This is a genomic window from Njordella calcicola (assembly GCF_056494125.1).
The window spans coordinates 6,499,237-6,519,954 of record NZ_CM151396.1; the positions used below are offsets into that span (position 1 = coordinate 6,499,237).

Here is a 20,718-nt window from a genome sequence, read left to right on the forward strand (position 1 = left end):
ACTTGCTTTCAATTAAGGTCGTGAAATACAAAAGCCAGCGATGAAACAAATTCATCGCTGGCTTTTTTGCTGAACAGAACAACGAACTGCTTACTTGATGAAGCCGCGTTCACGCAGAGCGTCGTAAATCTTATCGACGCATTCGTCGACCGACAGCTTGCCAGTATCGAGTGCCAAATCGGGGTTTTCTGGGACTTCGTAGGTAGCCGTTACGCCAGGGAAGTTGGGCAGCTTGCCTGCATCGGCAGCCGCGTATTGCCCTTGCGGGTCACGCTGCCGACGAATCTGCTCGTCTGCTTTCAAGTAAACCGTCAAGATGCGATTGCTGCCGATCGTTTCCACCACTCGTTGACGAACCGCGAGGCTAGGGGCGACAAACGAAGCAATACAGAAGATCCCGTTGTCGTTGATCAAGCGAGCGGTAAATGCAGAGCGCCGCAAATTCTCACTGCGATCCTCCACCGAATAACCTAGATCGCGGTTCATACCTTGCCGCATACGCTCGCCATCGATTACCACCGATGCTCGTCCAGCATCAAACAGCTTACGTTCCAGCGCCAAAGCCACCTTCAGCTTGCCCGTACCTGTGAGTCCGGTTATCAAAACGGTAGCAGGCTTCTGTCCAAATCGAGCGGATCGCTCTTGGGCCGTCACCAAATTGACCTCACCTGCTTTGGCTAAATTGGGATCGGTATCGATCGCTTCCCAAGCCGCCAATTTGCGATCACGATTCACACCGCGATCCGAGATCATGCCAGCTCCTACCGTAATGTTGCTGATACGGTCGATGATAATGAACGAGCCCGTGGTTCGGTTCCGTCGATACGGATCAAAGAACAAAGGCTGATTCACGGAGATACCGCAACGGCCAATTTCATTCAGCCCCAACTCTGGAGCTGGCGTACGATGCAACGTGTTGACATCGACGCGATACTTCAGCGAGTCGATTTGCCCCAATGTCGACTGCGTCGTGTGCTTGAACAAATAACTCTTGCCCGGCAACATCGGTTCGCTGGACATCCACACGATCGTGGCATCAAACTGATTATCCACCTGTGGTATGTTGCCAGGGCGAACCAACATATCGCCGCGTGAGCAGTCGACTTCACTATCCAACACCAAGGTAATCGCTTGCGGCGTGTAGGCCTCGTCGATATCTCCATCGAACGTGACAATACGCTTGACCCTCGACTTCTGTCGCGAAGGCAGAACCATCACCTCGTCGCCCTTGCGAATGATGCCGGACGCAAGTGTTCCAGCAAAGCCACGGAAGTCCAAGTTTGGGCGACTGACAATTTGGACCGGCATACGGAAGTCTTCCATGTTACGATCCGAACCGATATAGACCGTCTCCAGGAAGTTCATCAGCGAACTGCCCTTGTACCAAGGCATGTGCGCGCTGGGCTCGACCACATTATCGCCATTGAGCGCTGAGATGGGAATAAAGTGCAAGTCGGGCAAATCAAGCCGCGAAGCAAAAGAACGATAGTCATCGCAAATCGATTCGAATTTCGCTTGATCAAAACCGATCAAATCCATTTTATTGATCGTGACCACGATGTGGCGAATGCCCAGCAGCGAAACAATAAAGCTGTGTCGCTTGGTTTGGACCTGAACACCATGCCGCGCATCAATCAAGATGATCGCCAAGTCCGCCGTGGATGCGCCAGTGGCCATGTTCCGCGTATACTGCTCGTGGCCAGGCGTATCGGCGATGATGAACTTTCGCTTGGCCGTCGAAAAGTAACGATAGGCCACGTCAATCGTGATCCCTTGTTCGCGTTCAGCCTTCAAGCCATCGGTGACCAAGGCCGGATCAAACTTGCCACCCACGGTGCCATGGATCTTGCTTTCGTTCTCCAACTGAGCCAGTTGGTCTTCATAAAGCATTTTGGAGTCGAACAGCAAGCGACCAATCAAGGTGCTCTTGCCATCATCGACGCTGCCGCAAGTGATGAATCGCAGCAATTCCTTACGCTCGTGTTGAGCCAAATAAGCCAGAATGTCGGTTGCAATCAGATCGCTTTGATGGGACATAGTCTAAGGAAGTCAAATCAGAAAAAGTATATTGGTAAGAATCAAATCGTGGTCGTGAGTATGGGGCGAGCCCAAGGAGAAGAAAGGACTAGAAGTAGCCTTGCTTCTTCTTCTCTTCCATACCCGCGCCACCAGCGTCTTTGTCGATCACGCGGCCTTGTCGCTCGGAAGTCTTCGTGAGCAACATCTCTTGAATGATTTCAGGCAAGGTCGTTGCCGTAGATTCAACGGCCCCCGTCAGCGGATAACATCCCAACGTTCGGAAACGCACCATCTTTTCTACGACCACCTCTCCAGGCTCGATCTTCAATCGCTCGTCATTGACGTGGATCAAGGTACCATTGCGTTCCACGACCGGACGCTTCTTGGCCAAATACAGATCCGGCAACGGAATGTTTTCTAAGTAGATGTATTGCCACACGTCCAACTCAGTCCAGTTGGATAACGGAAAGACGCGGATACTCTCACCCGGATTAACTTTGGCATTGTACAGGCTCCATAACTCCGGTCGCTGGTTTTTCGGATCCCAGCGATGAGACTTGTCGCGGAACGAGAAAACCCGCTCCTTCGCCCGCGATTTTTCTTCATCTCGACGAGCGCCACCAAACGCCGCATCGAATTTGTACTTATTCAGAGCCGCTTTCAGCGATTCTGTCTTCATCACCTCCGTATGCTTCTCGCTATTAGTCGCCGGGTCAAAGCCCAACTTTAACCCTTCATGGTTAATGTGTACCAGCAGTTCGATCCCCAAATCGTTCTTCACATAGCTATCGCGAAACGCGATCATCTCCTTGAACTTCCACGTGGTATCGACATGCAGAAACGGAAAAGGTGGCTTGGCCGGGTAAAATGCCTTCAACGCCAAATGGGTCATCACCGCGGAATCCTTGCCGACGGAATACAACATGACCGGCTTTTTGAACTCCGCCGCAACCTCTCGAATAACGTGGATGCTCTCGGCTTCTAGCTGTTTAAGATGAGTAAGCGTGTAGGATTCCATAACTCTCGTTCAATTAAATTGTCGGGAAACGATCTACAGAACACAAAGTGTCAATAGTTCGAGGCTGTTGAGTTTATTCGGTCAGTGCGTTTCGTCGATACCGCCGGTCTGGCAAAAATCGATATTCAAGGCCCGTGCTGCTCTAGGTCCGCCCGCGGCAAAGTCCCATTATCGACAAAATCGGGATGGTTTGTCTACTGCAATTTACGATCTACTATTCGTGAATCGAAATTCCTAAACAAACTGAGCGACGCGGGAATCGTGGAATTCCATTTCTTCGCCCAGCAGACCGGTCGGGTCTTCGTCGCTGCCGCCAATTGCGCGTTCTAAAATCCAGTCCGCAAAGGCTTTATAGACGTTGGCGTCCCACTGCTGGCCGGCGCCTTCGGACAAGATCGCACGTGCCTTTTCAACCAGCATGGCCGATCGGTAAGGACGCGAGCTGGTCATCGCGTCAAACGAGTCCGCCACCGCCAAGATGCGTGCCATCAACGGCGTGTCCTCGCCAACCAACTGATGCGGGTAACCTTTCCCGTCCCATCTTTCGTGATGATAAAGTACGCCAGGAAGAGCGAATTCCAGACGCTTCATGTCGCTTAAAATATGGTGTCCAATCTCTGGATGCTTTTGGATGATCGCAATTTCCTCGTCATCCAAGCGACCTGGTTTCAGCAGCACTTGGTCGGGGATACCGATTTTCCCAATGTCATGCAGCACTCCCGAAACATAGATTTCGCGGCACTTGTCGTGCGCAAGCTCCATCCGCTTGGCCAGCATATATCCCAGTCTCGCCACGCGTTCGCTGTGCCCTCGCGTGTACGGGTCTCGCGCTTCGATGGCACTGCTCATCGAGCGTAAAGTACCAATGATCAGCTTCTCCGATTCGCCCATGATCTGCCGCTGGACAGCTTCCGACTCCAGGAACGACGCCGCCTCGTTCAACATCGAAGCATCTGCCGAACTGAAGTTGATGTCCGAGACTCGGCGCAGCGGAGTTTTGCGATCCATGCGACGGTTGATTGCCGCCAAGTAGCCCAACGGAACCACGGATCCAATTTGCACGACAACGCATGAACTGCACAAACCGTTGGGCAACTGATATTGCCGTTCATTCTGAACAATGAAATCGCCGCTGCGAATTTCGCCAACGATGCGGAGCAGGGCACTGAAATCTTCTTGTTTCCAAATGGGAGACCCAAATACCGCTGGCCGCAGTGCGATCTCGCGCCGACTATCTTGATTCCCGGGCACCACGGCAATTGCATCGGCATGAATCATTTGCAGAAGCTGAGCTAGAATTCGATTGGTCATCGCGCTGGAGGAAGTCCGGCTGCGTTCATGCGAGTAAGAAGACAATTCTCGAATCCAGTTCCGCTCCTGAATAGATTGTCGAATATTCCGCTCGGCCATTTCCAGCGAAGATTGCTGTTGTTCATTTTGATAGCGACGTTTCGACGCCTCTACAGCGACGTTCACCAGCCTACGGAACGACTCACTGTCCTTCGCCCACGAGCGGCCAATCGCGAACCACTTTCGTGAACCGTTATGCTGCAGCGGCAAAGCGAACGCAATTCGATCGCCTTGCAACGGATTCAGATGGACGCTTTTTTTTTCTGCTGCTTCGACCATCGCAGCCAGCGTCGCATCAGCATCTTCTTGAAAAGCGGCTTGGTAGATAGCGGCCATCTGCTTGTTGATGGCGTCATCCACCGTATCCCACACGCATGGCAAGCACGTCTCTCCTAAGAGCGCAGTCAAGTCTTCGCATTGGCGGTTGATGTGGGCAGGAATCGACATGGATGTAAGGGCTTCATTTCTACCGTGAAATTAGCCTTCGGCAGGAGCTTTCATAGGACGTAGATCAGTACTTTCTCGTAACAGTTTTCAGTTTCAGCCCATCATTATCGCTCTATCGACTGGTCGGTCTGGCGAGCCACCTGTCCCGCGCTTTCGCCTTGCTCGGGCAGCAGTTTCATATACGCCAATAGATCACGAATCTGAGGTTGTGTCAGTTGGTCCAGCAACCCTGATGGCATCAACGAAGTCTTGGCAATCAGCGTTTCTTCAACCAAGTCTGCCTGAATTGTTTTTTCCTCGCCCGCCGCCGTAACCAGACGAATGTTTCCATCTTCATCTTCACTGGCAAGTCCCGTGTGAACAGCCCCATCCCGAGTCAACACTTTCGTGGCTGCGTACTGGTCGCTGATGATGTGCGATGGGTACAGGATCGACTCCAAAGTTTCTCGACGCGTGAACCGTGCAGCGACCGTGGTGAGGTCAGGCCCAAGCTGCGTTCCCGATCCATCGAAACGATGGCACGCAGCACACTGTGCCTTGACGTACACATCCTTACCAGCCACTGCGGAACCAGCGTTTCCTTGATCACTTGCAAAATACATTTCCAAGTCGTCGATGGACCATTTGGATTCATCAGCCTTTGGCAATATTGGATCCGGTTTGTCGGGATACTTGATCTGAAACCAGTTTTGCCAAGCAGACAGTTGCTCTTGTGGAGTCGATTCACCGGCAGCCATATCCTCGCCAACCCAATAGGTCAAAAGATCGAGTGCTGGCTTAGCCGACTGCCGCTCCATCTGCAATTTCAAGCCATGCAAAATGGTTTGCCGCAGAGCTTCTGGATCATCGGTTGCAAACGGTACCGTCGCCAGTTTACTTAGCACTTCTGCGGTCGCATACGATTCAAGCACACCTAGCGAGCGGACCACATAGTCCCAGTTCTCGCCTTCGGGATTCTGTGCCAAAGCTAACGCCACGGTGGCACGTCGGTCAGGGCTACGTCGCCAGACCTGTCGCAAATACCGCATCGATCGCTCGTCACCGCTTCGAGCCAATATGGCTGTGATACCTGTTTTCAGTCGCTTAAATATATCATCTTCAAAGCCGCCTTTATCGATGCGAATATCCAGTCGCACTAGATCTTCGAATAGCTCTACAGTCAACTGTTCTGGCAACATAGGCAATCCGGCCAATGCAGCATTCGGATAAGTCTCACCCTTCTTCAGAAAAGCGACCGCTTCCTCCTGGCTCATGTGTTGACCAAGCTCTTGGCAGGTTTGCATGATATACAGTTCGTAACTACTACCACCTTTGGCCTTAGTCGCATCTTCAAAAAACTCTAGTAACTTGGTTCGCTGAGCATCATTCCACGTTTTGTTGTACGAGCAAACGTACATCGCTACATGGACACGTTCTGGCAGCGGGGCTTTGCTGGTCACAAAGTCGATGGACCGATCAATGATACTGGCGGTCTTGGAAAAGGCCGCTAATCGCACCAACTCTCGATTCAACACCGGCTCGCCAGCGGGAAACTCACGATCGACTAAATCAGCCACGCGCTGAACCTGCTCGGCTGAAGCGGGCGCCAAATGTAAGACTACTTGATAGACTCGCAATAAATTCACAAACGCCTCGTCGCTGAGATACTGATCCAGCAGGCCATGCAATCGATTGAGAATCTTGTCCGCGTTCTCTGGACTAGGCTCGCTGATGATAGAAGCCATCGCTCCGTTAATCAGCACTTGCGGGTTTTCGTCGTTAATCAAACGTTCGGACCATTGCTCTTTGGGTAATCGCAGCAGCAAGCGCCGTGCAACGTACTGGAGTTCGCGGTCCGTGCTCTTGAGCAGCGGCAATAAATCATCCACCCCACAACTGGAGTCCGTTCGAATCAAAGCTTCCGCCGCACGCTTTTGAACCACCTTGCTGCTATCACGCAGCAATGCCTTCAACCGTTCGACAGCTCGACTCTCTTCCGCATGAAACGCTAATTGCTCCGCAACTTTCGCGCGCAATCCCTCATTGGGCGTTCGTGAAAGATCGATCAACAAATCAACACTCGGGACGGGGCCAACCAGTTGCATCAAATCAAGTGCTCGCAAGCGATAACGAGCCGGGTTGTCAGGCGAAAATGCCACTCCCGCGATAAGGTCATTCCATTGCTCACCCAACTCTCGCTTCTGCATCGCGACCGCTTGACGTCCCCACGCTGAATTGAGTTGCGGCTGACGAATGGCCTTGGATATACCTTGCCCCAACTGCGACTCGGACAACATCGGCTCACCAGTCCAGCGCACACGATAGATGCCGCCGCCAGTTCCACGTCCACCGGTGGAGAAGTACAAGGAACCATCAGGGCCAACATCGAGGTCAGTCACATTCATCGGTGTGCCCGACACAAACTCTTTGGCAGGCTTGAGCGATCCGTCCGCATTGGGCGTGACGTTGATCTGAACAATCCTGCCTTGAGCCCAATCGCCGACGAAAAGTTGCTCATGAAATTCGGCTGGATACTGGTAGTGATCGTAGAAGACCGCGCCCGTCGGCGAACCACGTCCTGTTTCAGCCAACGCGGGCAAGCGATCGATGTAGTAGTCTGGCCACGCTGCCCATCCACTTCGCCAGCCATATTCGCCACCTTCGGTCACTCGGAAAAGGTTTGTCGTACGATGCCAAGTCGTACCAATGTCCGCTTCCATGTCACTGTCTTGAACATACAACCCTTGCGTTGGATGGAATGCCAGATCGTAAGCATTGCGTAACCCACCAGCGACGAGATCGATATCTTTGGTACGCAAATCTACGCGTACGACCGTTCCACCAGGAGCTTTCATGCCTGCGGCATGGCCACTGGGATCTTCGCGGCGGGGACGAACCAAGTCACCTTCATAAGTAAATCGATAAGGACTGGTCTTGCTGATCGGTGCATCGACTTGTACGTGATTTCCCATCACGACATACAGCATGCCATCAGGACCAAGGGCCAACTGATGCGCACCGTGTTCACCAGGTGTACCTTTGACCGAGAAAATCTTCTCTGCGCTTTCTAACAAGCCGTCGCGATCTGAATCGATCAATCGATACAGTCCGCTGCCCTCAGGGCCTTCGCCTGTCACGTAGACATCGCCATTGAGTGGCAGAATCCCTTGCACGTTTTTAACCAGGTCGCAGTAAGTGCGAATACGTTGCACTTTTTTGTCAGTGCCCGATTCATAGATCAACAGCAGCGGACCATTCTCCTTCGATGCAATGATGTGACCGAACTCGTTAAAGGAAATAGCGATCACGCTGCCACAATCGATTTCATCCACCACCCGTTCGACAACAAATCCCGGCCGTGTTTTAAATCGAGACGTAAGATCTACCCCCGATTTGGTCATCGTTGGAGCGTTTGCGGTCTTGGTCGATGCAAGCTGAGCGGGGACGGCGGGGCTACGGTTGCTCGATTGAGCGGCCGGGGAGGTTGTTCCACTGGAATCCACCTCTACGCGATTTTGTTCGGGTGTGGCGACCGCGACCTCTTTGGATGGCCCAGCAGCGCCGGTCGATTTTGTCGATCGCGCCGTCGGCCATTTGCTGTCGTCAAAATTGTTAAGCTGCCAACCGGCTTCCAATCGATTCGTACATTTCCACGTTTCGGAAGTCCCCATGCCACGCCATTGCCCATCGGCTAATTGAACAAAGAACCGAGCGTACAAGCCAGCCGTTGCACCGTAGCGATTCGATGCTCGTACGGCGATGATATTGTCGCCAGCAATGACCAGCGGAGCACATTCGTGAGTGGACATGGTCTGTGTCCCCGACCCGGTCCCGACTCGCCGTCCATTTAAAAAGACCTCATACGCGTCATCGCAAGCAATTTGAATCCTCGCAACCGGGACTTTGGGCAATTGAATTGACTTGCGAAAGTATACTTCGCCCTGCGGCACACGCCCTTGCTGGACGCCTGCAAACCAAATCCAGTCCGCGGGCGGTTGCCCACCACCGTTGTTATTCACTGGACTCTGAAAGGCCACCGTCGTGACTTTCGAATTGTCATATCGCTGACCATGCAACCATTGGCCTGGTGTTGCAAGCACGACAGTCAAAACGCACAGCCAAAGATAACGACAAGCAAAATTGGCGTACTGAATCCGTTGAATCATCACGAGCTACCACACAAATACGTTGGTAAATGAACTAAGAGCACCTTCTTGGGGTGTCATTAGCAAAACCAATCGACCAAGGTCAACCTCAGTCTGCCCCGCGCATGGCGGCGTTAAGGGGCTTTCGTGGCTGATTCTTCCACTTGAAAGATCCCCCACCTCAGACACCAAGCAATCACCAGTCCAACAACAAACCCCAACGCGATGTTGCTTAAACCCATGCACACGCCCGCGGTAATCAACATGACAAAAGCGTCGCTGCGACTGCTTTGATCGCGACACACCAGAGACAATTCCATGCCCGCAAAAGCAAGCAATACTCCCAGCACGCTTACTGGGAACGCAAGGCATAGTGCCATCAAAGAAGCGCCGAAAAAGACAGCTAAGAAGATCTTTGCGCAACCCAACATTAAGATCGAACCGTTAGTGCGAGCTCCGAAACGGTATTGGCCAGCTAAACCTCCGGCTCCATGGCACATTGGCATCCCACCGAACCAACAAGCGACTAAATTCATCATCCCCACCGACACAGCGACTTTCCGTGGTTCAGCTTTGCGGTCGGGAAACAAATCGGCCGATAACGCACACACGGCTATCACGGAGTTCAAGGTAGTCAGGGGAAGTTGTGGCAAAGTCGCTTTTGGAAAGGCCGTAACAAAATCGGTCCATGCGGGCGGCGTCCACTGCGGAAAGGTAAGTCCAATTCCCAATTCCCCCAGCACTTCGGGGCGAATCCAAAGCGCCAACGCTATGCCAACCACAAAGAGCACTAAAGCAGCCGGAATCTTTCGCGAGAAGAAGAGCGATAGCACGACCAGCGCCGCAAGCCCACCGGTCAAATAGCTATCGGCCCCGATCCATTGATTCGTGCCAGCGACCATTTGCAGCCCCTTCATCAACAGCGAAAGTCCAAGGGCCAATTGCAGTCCCCGGACCACGCTTTTGGGGACACAGCGATTCAACCAATCCACCCAACCTGTGAGGCCAAGTATCAAGATAAATAGACTTACGCTCGCTCCGGCGGCCAAGATCTGGGCTGTGGTGAGACCTTCCGTTAGGGCGACAGCGGCAATCGCCTTCATGGGCTGGACGGCCATCGGAATCGTGAAAGCTAATCCCGTGACTATGTTGAACAGGCCCGCAAAGAACAACGCGGATGCAAAATTCAACCCATTTTGAACGGACATGCCGACAAGCAAGGGTAGAAAAGTCCCCAAGTCTCCTAGCGAACCGGCAACTTCATTGCGATTCCACTTCGCCTGTCGCATCGCGTTCGACAGCGCGGCCCTTAAGTTGGAAAACGTGTTTAGCATTCCACAGGGCGCTCGGCTCGCGTTAAAGCGTACATATCATTGATCAACTGGATGTCTATCGCACGCTGGGGAACGTTGCGGCGCGCGAAGACGCGTTGCTGCGTTGCAATCATCACTTCCGGGGGGATTGATTCGACTTGCCCAAAGAGCCTAGCGTAATTCACAAAGCTAGGCACGTTACTGGTAACGAAGCCATACATCATGCTGCATACACCGATGACTTTGCCGGTAAAGATGCCTGTGTTGATTGCCGTCTTGGAATAATCTCCCATGATGCAGCCCAAGAACTGCATGCCCGTGGCTGCTTTGCCCACAGGATACTCCATATTGACCAAGCCATACGTGTTTTTCAAATCGCTGTTGCAAGTTCCTGCGCCTAAGTTTATCCAACTGCCTAAATAGCTATGCCCTAAAAATCCATGGTGCTGTTTGTTGGAAAAAGGTTCGACGACAGCCGCTTCCACTTCGCCGCCAATCTTGGTCGTGTGCCCCAGCGAAACGCAGTCTTTAATCGCAGAGTGTTCCAGGATTTTGGATTTTGCACCGATGTGCAACGGCCCTCGCAACAGCGTGTAAGCTCCAACAGAAACGCCCGCCTCCAAGACAATCGGACCAGCCGAACTGTCGAACGTGAGATAGCCGCCCAGTTTTACATCCGGAGCCACAAAGACTCCATCCTGCAACTGTTCGTACGACGAGTTGGAAATGCGATAAGCCAAATTATCGTTGATGATCTTCATGTTTTGAGCGACCACCTCGTGCGGTAACTCAAAGCCCACGAGCTTTTCTGCGGCAGGCGCAAAGGTCCGCGCCTCTCGCAACTTTTCGCCGAGATCTTCGTAGCCACCACGCAGCAGTTTATCTAGTGACCATGGTGGATTGACAATCGCCATAATCGTCTCGCGGTCCATCACGACTTGGGGTGACGCTTTGCCAGCCGGGCTCGTTGAAGCAGCCGCGCTAGTCGCGGATTTCAGCAAAGCTTCAATGGCTTTACGATTCGCTTGCGAAGGAACAATTCGACCGCTGAGCATCAAAGGAACGGTCGCATCGCTCGACGATTGCTTAAGCTGCGCAACATCCGCCGTCTGCAACTCTTTTAAGTAGGGACGACAGATACCATACAGCGGCTCGGAGAGTCCGTCGAGCAAATCAAGTAATCGCAATGACCCACAAGAGATTTGCGCGGTCAATCGACCAGTGCTAATCGGGGCGAGTGCTTCGCAGGTGCTGTCTTCAAATACTAAAATAGGCATGTATGTTGTTTCTCTTTAGAATTTCCAGCGCCATTCGGCCCGCGTTCCGTAGATGTCGGAATCATTATCGCGCCAACCAACCATTGCATCCAGCCGTATCAGCGTCCAATTGTTCAAAGCCTGCTGGTATCTGCCGCCCAAACCATATTGTGGTCCGGCAGCCGTGCTCAAGCGAGGGTCCCCATAAGTATCCAACGCTGCAAATTCAACCACAAACTGCTTGCGATAGTCCGAAGCAAACGTGTTTAGCCCAAGAGCCCCGCCGTAGCTGTTGTTGCCGGTTGCGTCCAACGTAGGATAACCGGTCAGGTTATCTGTTTCAAACAAGATGCCCGTATTACGCAAGATTCCACCAGCCGCCGCCGCTCGTGCCACCGATTGCGGGCGATGGAATCCGTAAAAGAAGTTGGCGTAAGGAACGACAGTGTTGGCATTGGCCGTCAACCAGTTATTCTCAATCAACAGCAACGTTCCATCGGCACTGCGATCCAGCGGAGAATCGCTTTGCCCAACATTGTTAATTACACGCACAGAATTGGACAATCGCTCGAAGTAGCGTCGCGTGTAAGCCAAAGCTGTATTGTGGTACGAGCGATTATTATCAAACGTATCAACTAGATAAGCGTAATCCGCTTCGATGTAACCGTCGTAAGCCTCAATGAACCACGCTGTCCCGAAGGCTTGCGCAGCCCCGTTATTATTATCAAATGCGGGAGAAGTGATCTGGTCGAAAAGCGCAAAGAACGTAGCGTCGTAATTCGCCCAGTTCAACGCTCGTGAATGCCGCCAAGGTAACGAGATAGCGACACCGGCCACGATATCTTCCATCCAGATACCATTTTGATACAGTAACGGCATCAAGCCTGCCGCGATCGGCAAATCAAATGGTGCATCTTGTCCTGTGAGGCCGCCAAAAATCGCTCCTAAGTCTCCTTCAAAGAAGGCCGTTTCAAACTGAGCATCCATTTCTCGCTCAAAGCGTACGTTGCGTGAGTCCGAAAAATCCAAACGGGTAAACTGTCCATTGTTGTCCAGCGGAGCCATAAAAGCATGAATGCGTTCGGTACCCGTTAATCGCAAGTCCATGTCCAATGCTAATCGGTTGGCTACCGACCTTACTGCTTGACCATTGTCGCGATGCACTCCTACCCCAGCACGATAGTCACCATATAACAGGAACTGAGGTGTCAGCGGATTGACATCGCTGAATACGGGGATCGCAGGCGAGAAGATGCCATCGCCATAGAAAGGTCGCCAAAGTTCGACCAGCGGTCGCTGTGTAGGCACGCATTTTTTTCCATAGTAAGTCTCCAAGTCTTGCGCCGGGTTGGCGGGCGCTTGCGGGACAAACACCGGTGCGAAATCCTCCGCGTAGTAAGGTTGACCGGTCGACGTATTGCATTGATCTGCTGGCATCGGAGCGACGAATGATTGGCCCAGGGGCGATGCGACTGGCGTTTGCGGAGGATGTAAACGCTCGTGAATTCTCATGCGTAACGTGCCATTGCCTGCACGAGGCACCTCAACTCCTTGCGGTGGGCAATAGGGTGCGGGCTGGATACCAGGTTGCGAAAGTAAACTTGGAAAAGTTCCGCTATGCGCAGGCGTCATGTAAGGACTGACATCCTCGCTAAAGAACCCTTGCTCGAGCGGTGCTCCATGTAGCGGAGCAGAAGTTGGCAAGGTATTCAAACGTTGTGATAAGTTAGGCAACAGTGTCTGAAAGCCATCCCAGTCTTGCGGACGAGGTGTCGTCAGCAGCATGCTATCCAAGCCAAGAGGGTCAGCGGCATAAGGCATAACCATTGCGGCGTCCGGATTTCGCTGCGGCGCAACAGATTGTTCGAGCAATTCGTTTGGATACGATGGATTGCCGGGCAGCACGGGCGAAGGAACAACGTCCGGTCGCAAGGGTTTCAGCTCTGATGGCAACGAGGGTGAACTGCCGCGGGGTTTGGCTGGCGTTGGTTCGGGCGGCTTCCGATCGTTTCGGTTCTCCAAAGGGTAGACATCGCGTTTGGGTGGTAACCTTTCGCCGCTGTCCTTGAGCCAGTTGGCATCAAAGCGATCATTGGGCTGAACGGGCACTGGTGTCACCGATTCTACATCGTCGAAAGTCAAGGGAGTACCGCTTGCGTCCGATTCAGGCAGTAGTAGATCATCGTCGTCAGCCAGAATCGAACTCGATAATCGCATGACGGGCTTTTCGCTGGGCAACGTCTTGGGTTTTACATGACCGCGATCTTCTGAGACAGCGACCTTGGGTAAGCTCAAAGTGTTGCGAGGAGGCTTCTGATGCTTTCCTATCGACTTCGATGACTCTTGAGCCGTAGCCAGCGTGGGGACACATACAAGAGCCAGCAACCATAAGCGCAGGGAGAACCAACCTCGCATGCGTTGTAACGCATTTTTGGGTATTGGAAGTCGCTGATGGATGACAGGAAAAAACACGTTGCTTGTTATCTAATTAACGAATGATGAATTCAAAGGACTGGCCATGAGCATCCAGCATGCGTTCGCTGAGCATGCGCAGTGAATCATCTGGCAAACCTACGAGGCGTGCGAAGTAGGGTGGCTCGACGCGGCTGCGTAACCGAGCGCTCAACCGATAGCGACCTGGCATTTGAAGCAGTTCACCTGGTACGCGATATTTTTCGCGACGTGAATCCAGTGGCGCGATACTGTGGGCTTCCATGCGTGCCAGTGGTGGGTGATTGAGTACGGTGTAGGGGACGATACCTGGCCGAAAAAAGGGCAGGGGATCAATGTCGACGGGAATCGGAAAAAAGAACTCGCGTTCGGTGCCTTTTACATTGGTCACCAGAAACTTGGTCTGGTAGTTTGCGAGCTGCAGGTCTGGCTTCACCAGCCGCTGCCGTACATCCAGCGATTGAACATCGCGCAAGTCTCCGTAGCTGTCCAAGTCCCCTGATTCAAAGATTCGTGAACCATCTGGGCCAACCAGAACCACGTTCAACCAAAGCTGAGGTTGAGCACCCAAGGACCCACTGGGCATGTTATGGCCTTCGCTGGTGTTGCTTACGATGTACTCAAACTTTAGATCCTGCCCCCGCTGTAAAGCCGATTTGAAAAATGGGCCCTGCAGACTGGAACTGAGTTCAAGCGTCGCCGTTGCATTGGCGCGTTTGGCGGCAATTAGTTGTAAGTTTTCATCGATGACTTTGCGTGCATCGCGTCGCTCTTGGCTGTTTTCCCAGACCTTTGGAAAGTGGCCTTGAATCTGATTCGCAGCGATCGCTTTTTCGTACTCATCGGTTCCCCAAGGACTGCGCCAATCGAAAGCGATTAAGTCAGACGGTTTCCAGCGAAGCGATTTTTCATTGTGTGGAAAAATGCCTGGGTGTGAGATGGGATAGGACGGGCCATGAAACAAATGGTTTGCATGCTTGCGGTCGGTCCGCAACACCTTGCCGCTCATTTCCGCTGCCGCGCCGTACTCATACCCTAATGGTTTGCCAGGGACGATCCCCATGTGGCAATCTTGGCATGAGATGCCTTTGGCGCAAGCAGGCCCAGCGCGGTATTGCTGATAGACAATCTCCAAGGCAATCCCTGGTTGGACGACCACTTGATGGCAACCCGCGCAGAACGAGCTATCGCTGAGCTGCTCGAATTGGATAGCACCACGGTGGATATCTTGTGCAGGACGCTTGTCGTTGGGATCCGTTCGAACTTTATACTTATCCGAGTTCGCAATTACTTCATTGACGCCGTCGCCACCCAAATTGCCAACGGTAGGGTCATAGGGCGAGCCGGGCTCGATGCGACGCTCCCCATTAACGCGGCCGTATCTTTCGACCACTCGATGGCAAGCGACACAGGTTACTCCTTCGCGAAGCACAATCGGCCCTTCCAACAACGATGCGTGGCGAGGGACTTTTAGCTGCGTGGCGACCGGTGCATGGCAGCGCAGACAAAACGTGCCCACAGTGCCACGCACAATATCATTGACGGCTTGCTCGAATCGATGAAACATGGGCGAGATACCAGCATAGGCATGTGCTGACCCTCGCCATTCGTCATAGATCTTCTTATGGCACTTCGCACAAGTAACCGCTGATGGGTACATAGTGTTCGCAAAGGCTTCGGCGTGTGGGTCGACGCCATTTTGATCGAGATACGATTTCTCTTCCGCTTGGCGTGCGGCGCGCTGAGCTTCCAACGCGCGATCAGGCCCCATACCGCTTAATGGATCGTCTAAGGCCACATTTGCGTTTCCGGTTGGCCCCAGCAAATCACCGCTCAGAAGGCTGTCCGAATCATTGCCCTGCATTTGAAAGCCAGCGGGCTGGCCGCGGACGACGTCGATGTAGGAGCGTGAGTTCTCCCACTGGACCGCTTGTGATATGCGCTCGATCACGCGGGGATCGGTGTCCACGCAGATTCCGGGTACTTGTGCTTGGAGAGACAGCGCGTGCAGCGACACCACCAGTACAAAAACTAGTACTCGAGTGATGATTCCGTGCCCACTCATTCGTCGTTCATCAGGAAGCAAAGTTGTCATTCCATTGACTACATTCCACAAGTTCGGCTGTGCATGCGGTTGAAAGGCATGCGAGCCCTCAAGCGTTACAGTTCAATTAATGGAATCGACCCACACAGGCTGTAAATGCAGACTTCTAAGAACAACTGATTCGAACCGCCCAGTCGAACCATCCGGAAAGACCGTCAACCGCAGCCCAGTCCGCAAACTCAACTAGGAGATCTTTGAATTCAGCGATTGAACAACCGTTATTCTCCACAATCGATAGAGTTTGACTAAAGAATTGAGTCGGAGAACACCACAATGACTCAAACAACCGATCGTGCACAGCCTTACGCCATTCGTTTGCCCGCTCGGCAAGCCGCCGGTGAGCTACATATCGGCTGGCGATCTTATCCGGTAAACATTGTCGACATTAGTTGGCAAGCGATCACTGTCTCGCTGCCCAGCAGTGCTATCGGCCGCGTGCGACTTAACACCAAGGCAATTGTTTGGCATCAAGGAAACAAGTGGCAAACAGTCGTGGATAAGCCTTGCCAAAAGGAAAATGGTCTTGCGACCCTGTGCCTGAGCCTATCGGAAGGCGACGATCCGAAGATGAAGAGAATACAGCGAGCTTCGCGAAGCAGTTCCTCCAAATGCGGCGAACAACGCATGAGCTATGACCCCGTGGTGGTTGCTGTGGCCTTGATCGGTATTGTCGTCGCCCTATTGGTGATGCCCGGTTGGGGCGAACGGATGGGTACAAGCGAGACGGTCACTGACACCATTGTCAGCTTGTTGTCGGGAATTGCAGAATTCTTTACTGGACTTTTTTAGCAATCCTCGAGCTCTATGGTTGCCTACGTATGTGACGCGGCGGGCAAGTGCGTCTACAATAGTTTGATTCGCGAGCAGACTTCGTGATAGCGTCGCCTGGCAGCGGCGTTTGGACATCGAACGTGGCGAGAACTGCAACAGCGATTTTCCTGGTACAATGGCGAAATTGACAAGATGCACACGCAAGAGTTTGTAATGGACAGGACCGGCAAGACGACTGAGGCGACTCCTACCAGCATAATGCTGGTAGATGATAGCTTTATCTTACGGGATCGACTGGCGGAAGCCTTCGAGGAACGTGGTTTTCACGTCAGTGTGGCCGGCACTTGTGACGAAGCCATCTCTGTTTATCGCAATCATCCGACGGATCTAGCAGTGGTTGATTTGCGAATGCCTGGAAGATCGGGCTTGACGTTGATTCCTCAATTGAAAGCTATTCGACCGGATGTCAAGATTTTGATCCTGTCGGGCTTTGGCTCAATCGCCACTGCCATAGACGCAGTGAAGCTCGGAGCACTTAATTTTTTGCCAAAGCCAGCAGATGCGGACGACATTTTGTTGGCATTTTCGCGGAGCGATGTGGACTGCAATTTTGTGGAAGAGGAAGAATCGATTCCTGTCCCCACATTGGCTCAAGCCGAATGGGAGCATATCCACCGCGTGCTGGCCGATTGCAACAACAACATCTCAGAAGCGGCCCGCAGACTGGGTATTCACCGCCGTTCTTTGCAGCGAAAACTTCGGAAACGCGCTCCTTAGGCGTTCTCAAACAGAGACGCTGGCCGCATCAGGTTGGACGGATCGCTAGCCAGCCTTGCACGATGGACGCTGGCTAGGAGACAAAGGAAAAAATCGGGTCTGCCGTTTTCGGCCCGGGTAGTGTCCTTTGAGCTACCATTTTTTTATAGAAACAAAGAAACCAGCAAATCCCCCAAGTTCCTCGGGTTGCCGAATTTGGTATTTCAAGCTACCAATGCTTATGGACCAATTTGATCTGCCGCAAAAGTTCACGAATCGTTAGGATTGAACTATTCGGCAAAATCCAAGTGACCGAATTTAGTATAGGAAAGGACTCCGGCACCTCTGCATCGTGACGTAACGTGTCAAGATGACAGTGTGAGGAACGGAACGGGGTTTGCGACGAAGCGCATTGGCCGTTTAAGAAAATCTGTGAAAAAGGACGGGTAAGACGAATGTACGAACGATTTACCGACCGTGCTCGAAAGGTCATGCAGCTAGCTAACCAAGAAGCACAGCGTTTTAACCACGAATATATTGGGACTGAGCACATTCTATTGGGCTTGGTCAAAGAGGGCAGTGGAGTTGCCGCCAATGTGCTTCGTAATTTAGATGTAGACCTGCGAAAGATCCGTTTGGAGGTAGAAAAGCTGGTGCAAAGTGGCCCTGAAATGGTCACTATCGGCAAGCTGCCACAAACGCCTCGTGCGAAGAAGGTCATCGAGTATTCCATGGAAGAAGCTCGTAATCTTAACCATAACTATGTTGGCACCGAGCACATTTTGTTGGGCTTGCTACGCGAACAAGAAGGCGTCGCGGCTCAAGTCTTGATGAACTTGGGCATGAAACTGGAAGATGTACGCGAAGAAGTACTCAACCTGCTCGGCCACGGCATGGAATCGGCCGATGTCGGCGGCGAACGAGGCCGCAGCGATGCCAACAGCGGCGGCGGCAGCGAATCGTCACCTACCAAAGGCGGCAAGAGCAAGACGCCAGCCCTCGACAGCTTTGGACGTGACTTAACGGAACTTGCCAAGCAAGGCAAACTAGATCCCGTGATCGGTCGCGAACGCGAAATCGAACGCGCGATCCAAATCCTTTGCCGTCGCTCCAAGAATAATCCTGTCTTGCTGGGTGAAGCCGGCGTGGGCAAAACAGCAATCGTCGAAGGTTTCGCTCAGCGCGTTATCAACGGCGAAGTCCCCGAAATTTTGGCTGACAAGCGAATCGTAGTACTCGATTTGGCAATGATGGTCGCTGGTACCAAGTACCGCGGACAGTTCGAAGAACGTATCAAAGCGGTCATGAACGAAGTTCGCCGGGCTCGCAACACAATTCTGTTCATCGACGAATTGCATACGCTGGTCGGGGCCGGTGGTGCTGAAGGCGCAATCGATGCCGCCAACGTTCTCAAGCCCGCTCTATCGCGTGGCGAGATCCAATGTATCGGTGCGACGACCTTGGACGAGTATCGCAAGTACATCGAAAAGGACAACGCGCTTGCTCGACGTTTCCAAGAGATTACCGTCGAGCCAACCAGCACTTCCGAAACGATCGAGATCCTCAAAGGTCTCCGCGAACGTTATGAAGAACATCACCGCGTCAAAATTACGGACGACGCTGTTGTTGCCGCAGTAGAAATGAGCGAACGCTACATTACCGCTCGCTGCTTGCCTGACAAAGCGATCGACGTCATTGATGAAGCCGGTGCTCGGATTCGTTTGCGTACGATGAGCAAGCCGCCAGATCTGAAGGACTTGGACGACGAAGTCGAACGCCTGAACAAGGAAAAAGAAGACGCAGTCGCTAACCAAGATTTCGAAAAGGCAGCCAATCTCCGCGATCAAGCTGACAAGCTCAAAAAGAAGAAAGAGCAACTCACGCGTGATTGGCGAGACAAGAGTCGCGAAACCGACGGGGTTGTCGATGAAGAAGTCATTTGCGAAGTTGTTTCCAAGATGACGGGCATTCCGCTGACGCGACTGTCAACCGAAGACAGCAAGCGTCTGATGAATATGGAAGAGGAACTGCACAAGCGAGTGGTCAGCCAAGAGCAAGCAGTAACGGCGGTTGCTAAAGCTGTCCGACGCAGCCGCAGTGGTCTGAAAGATCCAAAGCGTCCGACCGGTTGCTTTGTGTTTGCAGGCCCAACCGGGGTTGGTAAGACTTTGCTCGCCAAAGCGCTGGCCGAAATCCTGTTCGGTGACGCGGATGCTTTGATCCATATCGACATGTCCGAGTACATGGAGAAACACAACGTCAGTCGTTTGATCGGCGCGCCTCCAGGCTACGTTGGTTACGAAGAGGGCGGTCAGTTGACCGAGAAGATTCGACGTCGTCCTTATGCCGTGGTGCTGCTGGACGAAATCGAAAAAGCTCACCCTGACGTGTTCAACATGTTGCTTCAGGTCATGGAAGAAGGGCGTTTGACCGACAGTTTCGGTCGTAACGTAGACTTCCGAAACACGATTTTGATTCTGACCACCAACGCCGGTGCGGAAGCAATCAAGAACGAGTCGTCGTTCGGATTCCAACGCCCAGAAGATGACGCTTCGTACGAAGGTATGAAGACCCGCGTTATGGATCAAATCGAACGCGTATTCCGACCTGAGTTTTTGAATCGTTTGGATGATACGATCATCTTCCGTCACTTGACCAAGAACGATTTGAAGAAGGTTGTCGAATACGAAATGAGCAAGGTCTTCGAACGACTGCGAGAGCGCGGTTACGAACTTGTGTTGACCGATGAAGCCAAAGAGTTTGTCGTCAACAAAGGCTCGAACCTCGATTATGGTGCTCGTCCACTGCGTCGCGCCATCGAGCAACGGATTGAAGATCCACTCGCGGAAGAATTGCTGCGAGGAGCCTTCGACGGGCAAAACACGATCGTCGTCGACGTCGTCAAAGACGAGGACGGTAAGACATCGCGGTTAGAGTTCCGTGGCGAGGCCCGCGGTGAGAAAGCCGAAACGGTTTCCGTTGGCGGCGAGACGGAAAGCTAAACTTGCTAACGTTCTGAATGTTTGTTGTATGGAATCGCGAGAGCACTTCTTCCGCTAGGTCGAAGTGCTCTTTGCATTGTCACTTGAGAGATTGAAGTTTCTGTTTC

At 52.6% G+C, this 20,718-nt stretch carries 11 protein-coding genes; 3 read left to right on the forward strand and 8 right to left on the reverse strand.

The features are described 5' to 3' along the window. Window positions 1–90: 90 nt before the first annotated feature. The 8 genes from cysN to SH302x_RS25125 all read right to left on the reverse strand — a co-directional run bounded on the left by cysN (window position 91) and on the right by SH302x_RS25125 (window position 16,073). On the reverse strand, window positions 91–2,037 hold the full coding sequence (gene cysN, locus SH302x_RS25090) for a sulfate adenylyltransferase subunit CysN (RefSeq protein WP_479365707.1): 1,947 nt from the start codon (window positions 2,035–2,037) through the stop codon (window positions 91–93). Window positions 2,038–2,125: 88 nt separating this feature from the next. Then, window positions 2,126–3,037, reverse strand: a complete 912-nt coding sequence (gene cysD, locus SH302x_RS25095; RefSeq protein WP_479365708.1) for a sulfate adenylyltransferase subunit CysD — start codon at window positions 3,035–3,037, stop codon at window positions 2,126–2,128. Between the two features lie 234 nt (window positions 3,038–3,271). Next, window positions 3,272–4,834, reverse strand: coding sequence for an HD-GYP domain-containing protein (locus SH302x_RS25100; protein WP_479365709.1), 1,563 nt, complete (start codon window positions 4,832–4,834; stop codon window positions 3,272–3,274). Between the two features lie 104 nt (window positions 4,835–4,938). Further along, complete coding sequence (locus SH302x_RS25105; protein ID WP_479365710.1) at window positions 4,939–8,979, reverse strand: HEAT repeat domain-containing protein; 4,041 nt, start codon at window positions 8,977–8,979, stop codon at window positions 4,939–4,941. 113 nt (window positions 8,980–9,092) lie between these two features. Continuing rightward, window positions 9,093–10,292 (reverse strand): putative sulfate/molybdate transporter, encoded by a 1,200-nt coding sequence (locus SH302x_RS25110; protein ID WP_479365711.1) that lies wholly within the window; start codon window positions 10,290–10,292, stop codon window positions 9,093–9,095. Further along, a complete protein-coding gene (locus SH302x_RS25115; protein WP_479365712.1) occupies window positions 10,286–11,548 on the reverse strand; it encodes a putative sugar nucleotidyl transferase in 1,263 nt (420 codons plus the stop codon). The genes SH302x_RS25110 and SH302x_RS25115 overlap by 7 nt, the downstream gene beginning before the upstream one ends. Window positions 11,549–11,563: 15 nt before the next feature. Continuing rightward, window positions 11,564–13,999, reverse strand: coding sequence for a hypothetical protein (locus SH302x_RS25120; RefSeq protein WP_479365713.1), 2,436 nt, complete (start codon window positions 13,997–13,999; stop codon window positions 11,564–11,566). A 16-nt stretch (window positions 14,000–14,015) separates the two neighbouring features. After that, window positions 14,016–16,073 carry a multiheme c-type cytochrome gene (locus tag SH302x_RS25125; protein ID WP_479365714.1) on the reverse strand — a complete coding sequence of 686 codons (2,058 nt, stop codon included), beginning with the start codon at window positions 16,071–16,073 and terminating at the stop codon, window positions 14,016–14,018. 282 nt (window positions 16,074–16,355) lie between these two features. Here SH302x_RS25125 and SH302x_RS25130 point away from each other — a divergent pair, with 282 nt between their 5' ends. From SH302x_RS25130 to SH302x_RS25140, 3 genes are all read left to right on the forward strand, one after another. After that, window positions 16,356–16,871 carry a hypothetical protein gene (locus SH302x_RS25130; RefSeq protein ID WP_479365715.1) on the forward strand — a complete coding sequence of 172 codons (516 nt, stop codon included), beginning with the start codon at window positions 16,356–16,358 and terminating at the stop codon, window positions 16,869–16,871. A gap of 174 nt (window positions 16,872–17,045) precedes the next feature. Further along, window positions 17,046–17,630: a response regulator transcription factor gene (locus SH302x_RS25135; RefSeq protein WP_479365716.1), complete on the forward strand. Its 585-nt coding sequence runs from the start codon at window positions 17,046–17,048 to the stop codon at window positions 17,628–17,630. 434 nt (window positions 17,631–18,064) lie between these two features. Then, a complete protein-coding gene (locus tag SH302x_RS25140; RefSeq protein ID WP_479365717.1) occupies window positions 18,065–20,611 on the forward strand; it encodes an ATP-dependent Clp protease ATP-binding subunit in 2,547 nt (848 codons plus the stop codon). Window positions 20,612–20,718 lie beyond the last annotated feature (107 nt).

Coding starts and splice junctions, on each gene's coding strand:
- SH302x_RS25110 (WP_479365711.1), bottom strand. CDS start 10,292: ATGCTAAACACGTTTTCCAACTTAAGGGCCGCGCTGTCGAACGCGATG.
- SH302x_RS25115 (WP_479365712.1), bottom strand. CDS start 11,548: ATGCCTATTTTAGTATTTGAAGACAGCACCTGCGAAGCACTCGCCCCG.
- SH302x_RS25140 (WP_479365717.1), top strand. CDS start 18,065: ATGTACGAACGATTTACCGACCGTGCTCGAAAGGTCATGCAGCTAGCT.
- cysD (WP_479365708.1), bottom strand. CDS start 3,037: ATGGAATCCTACACGCTTACTCATCTTAAACAGCTAGAAGCCGAGAGC.
- SH302x_RS25125 (WP_479365714.1), bottom strand. CDS start 16,073: ATGACAACTTTGCTTCCTGATGAACGACGAATGAGTGGGCACGGAATC.
- SH302x_RS25130 (WP_479365715.1), top strand. CDS start 16,356: ATGACTCAAACAACCGATCGTGCACAGCCTTACGCCATTCGTTTGCCC.
- cysN (WP_479365707.1), bottom strand. CDS start 2,037: ATGTCCCATCAAAGCGATCTGATTGCAACCGACATTCTGGCTTATTTG.
- SH302x_RS25135 (WP_479365716.1), top strand. CDS start 17,046: ATGCACACGCAAGAGTTTGTAATGGACAGGACCGGCAAGACGACTGAG.
- SH302x_RS25105 (WP_479365710.1), bottom strand. CDS start 8,979: ATGATTCAACGGATTCAGTACGCCAATTTTGCTTGTCGTTATCTTTGG.
- SH302x_RS25100 (WP_479365709.1), bottom strand. CDS start 4,834: ATGTCGATTCCTGCCCACATCAACCGCCAATGCGAAGACTTGACTGCG.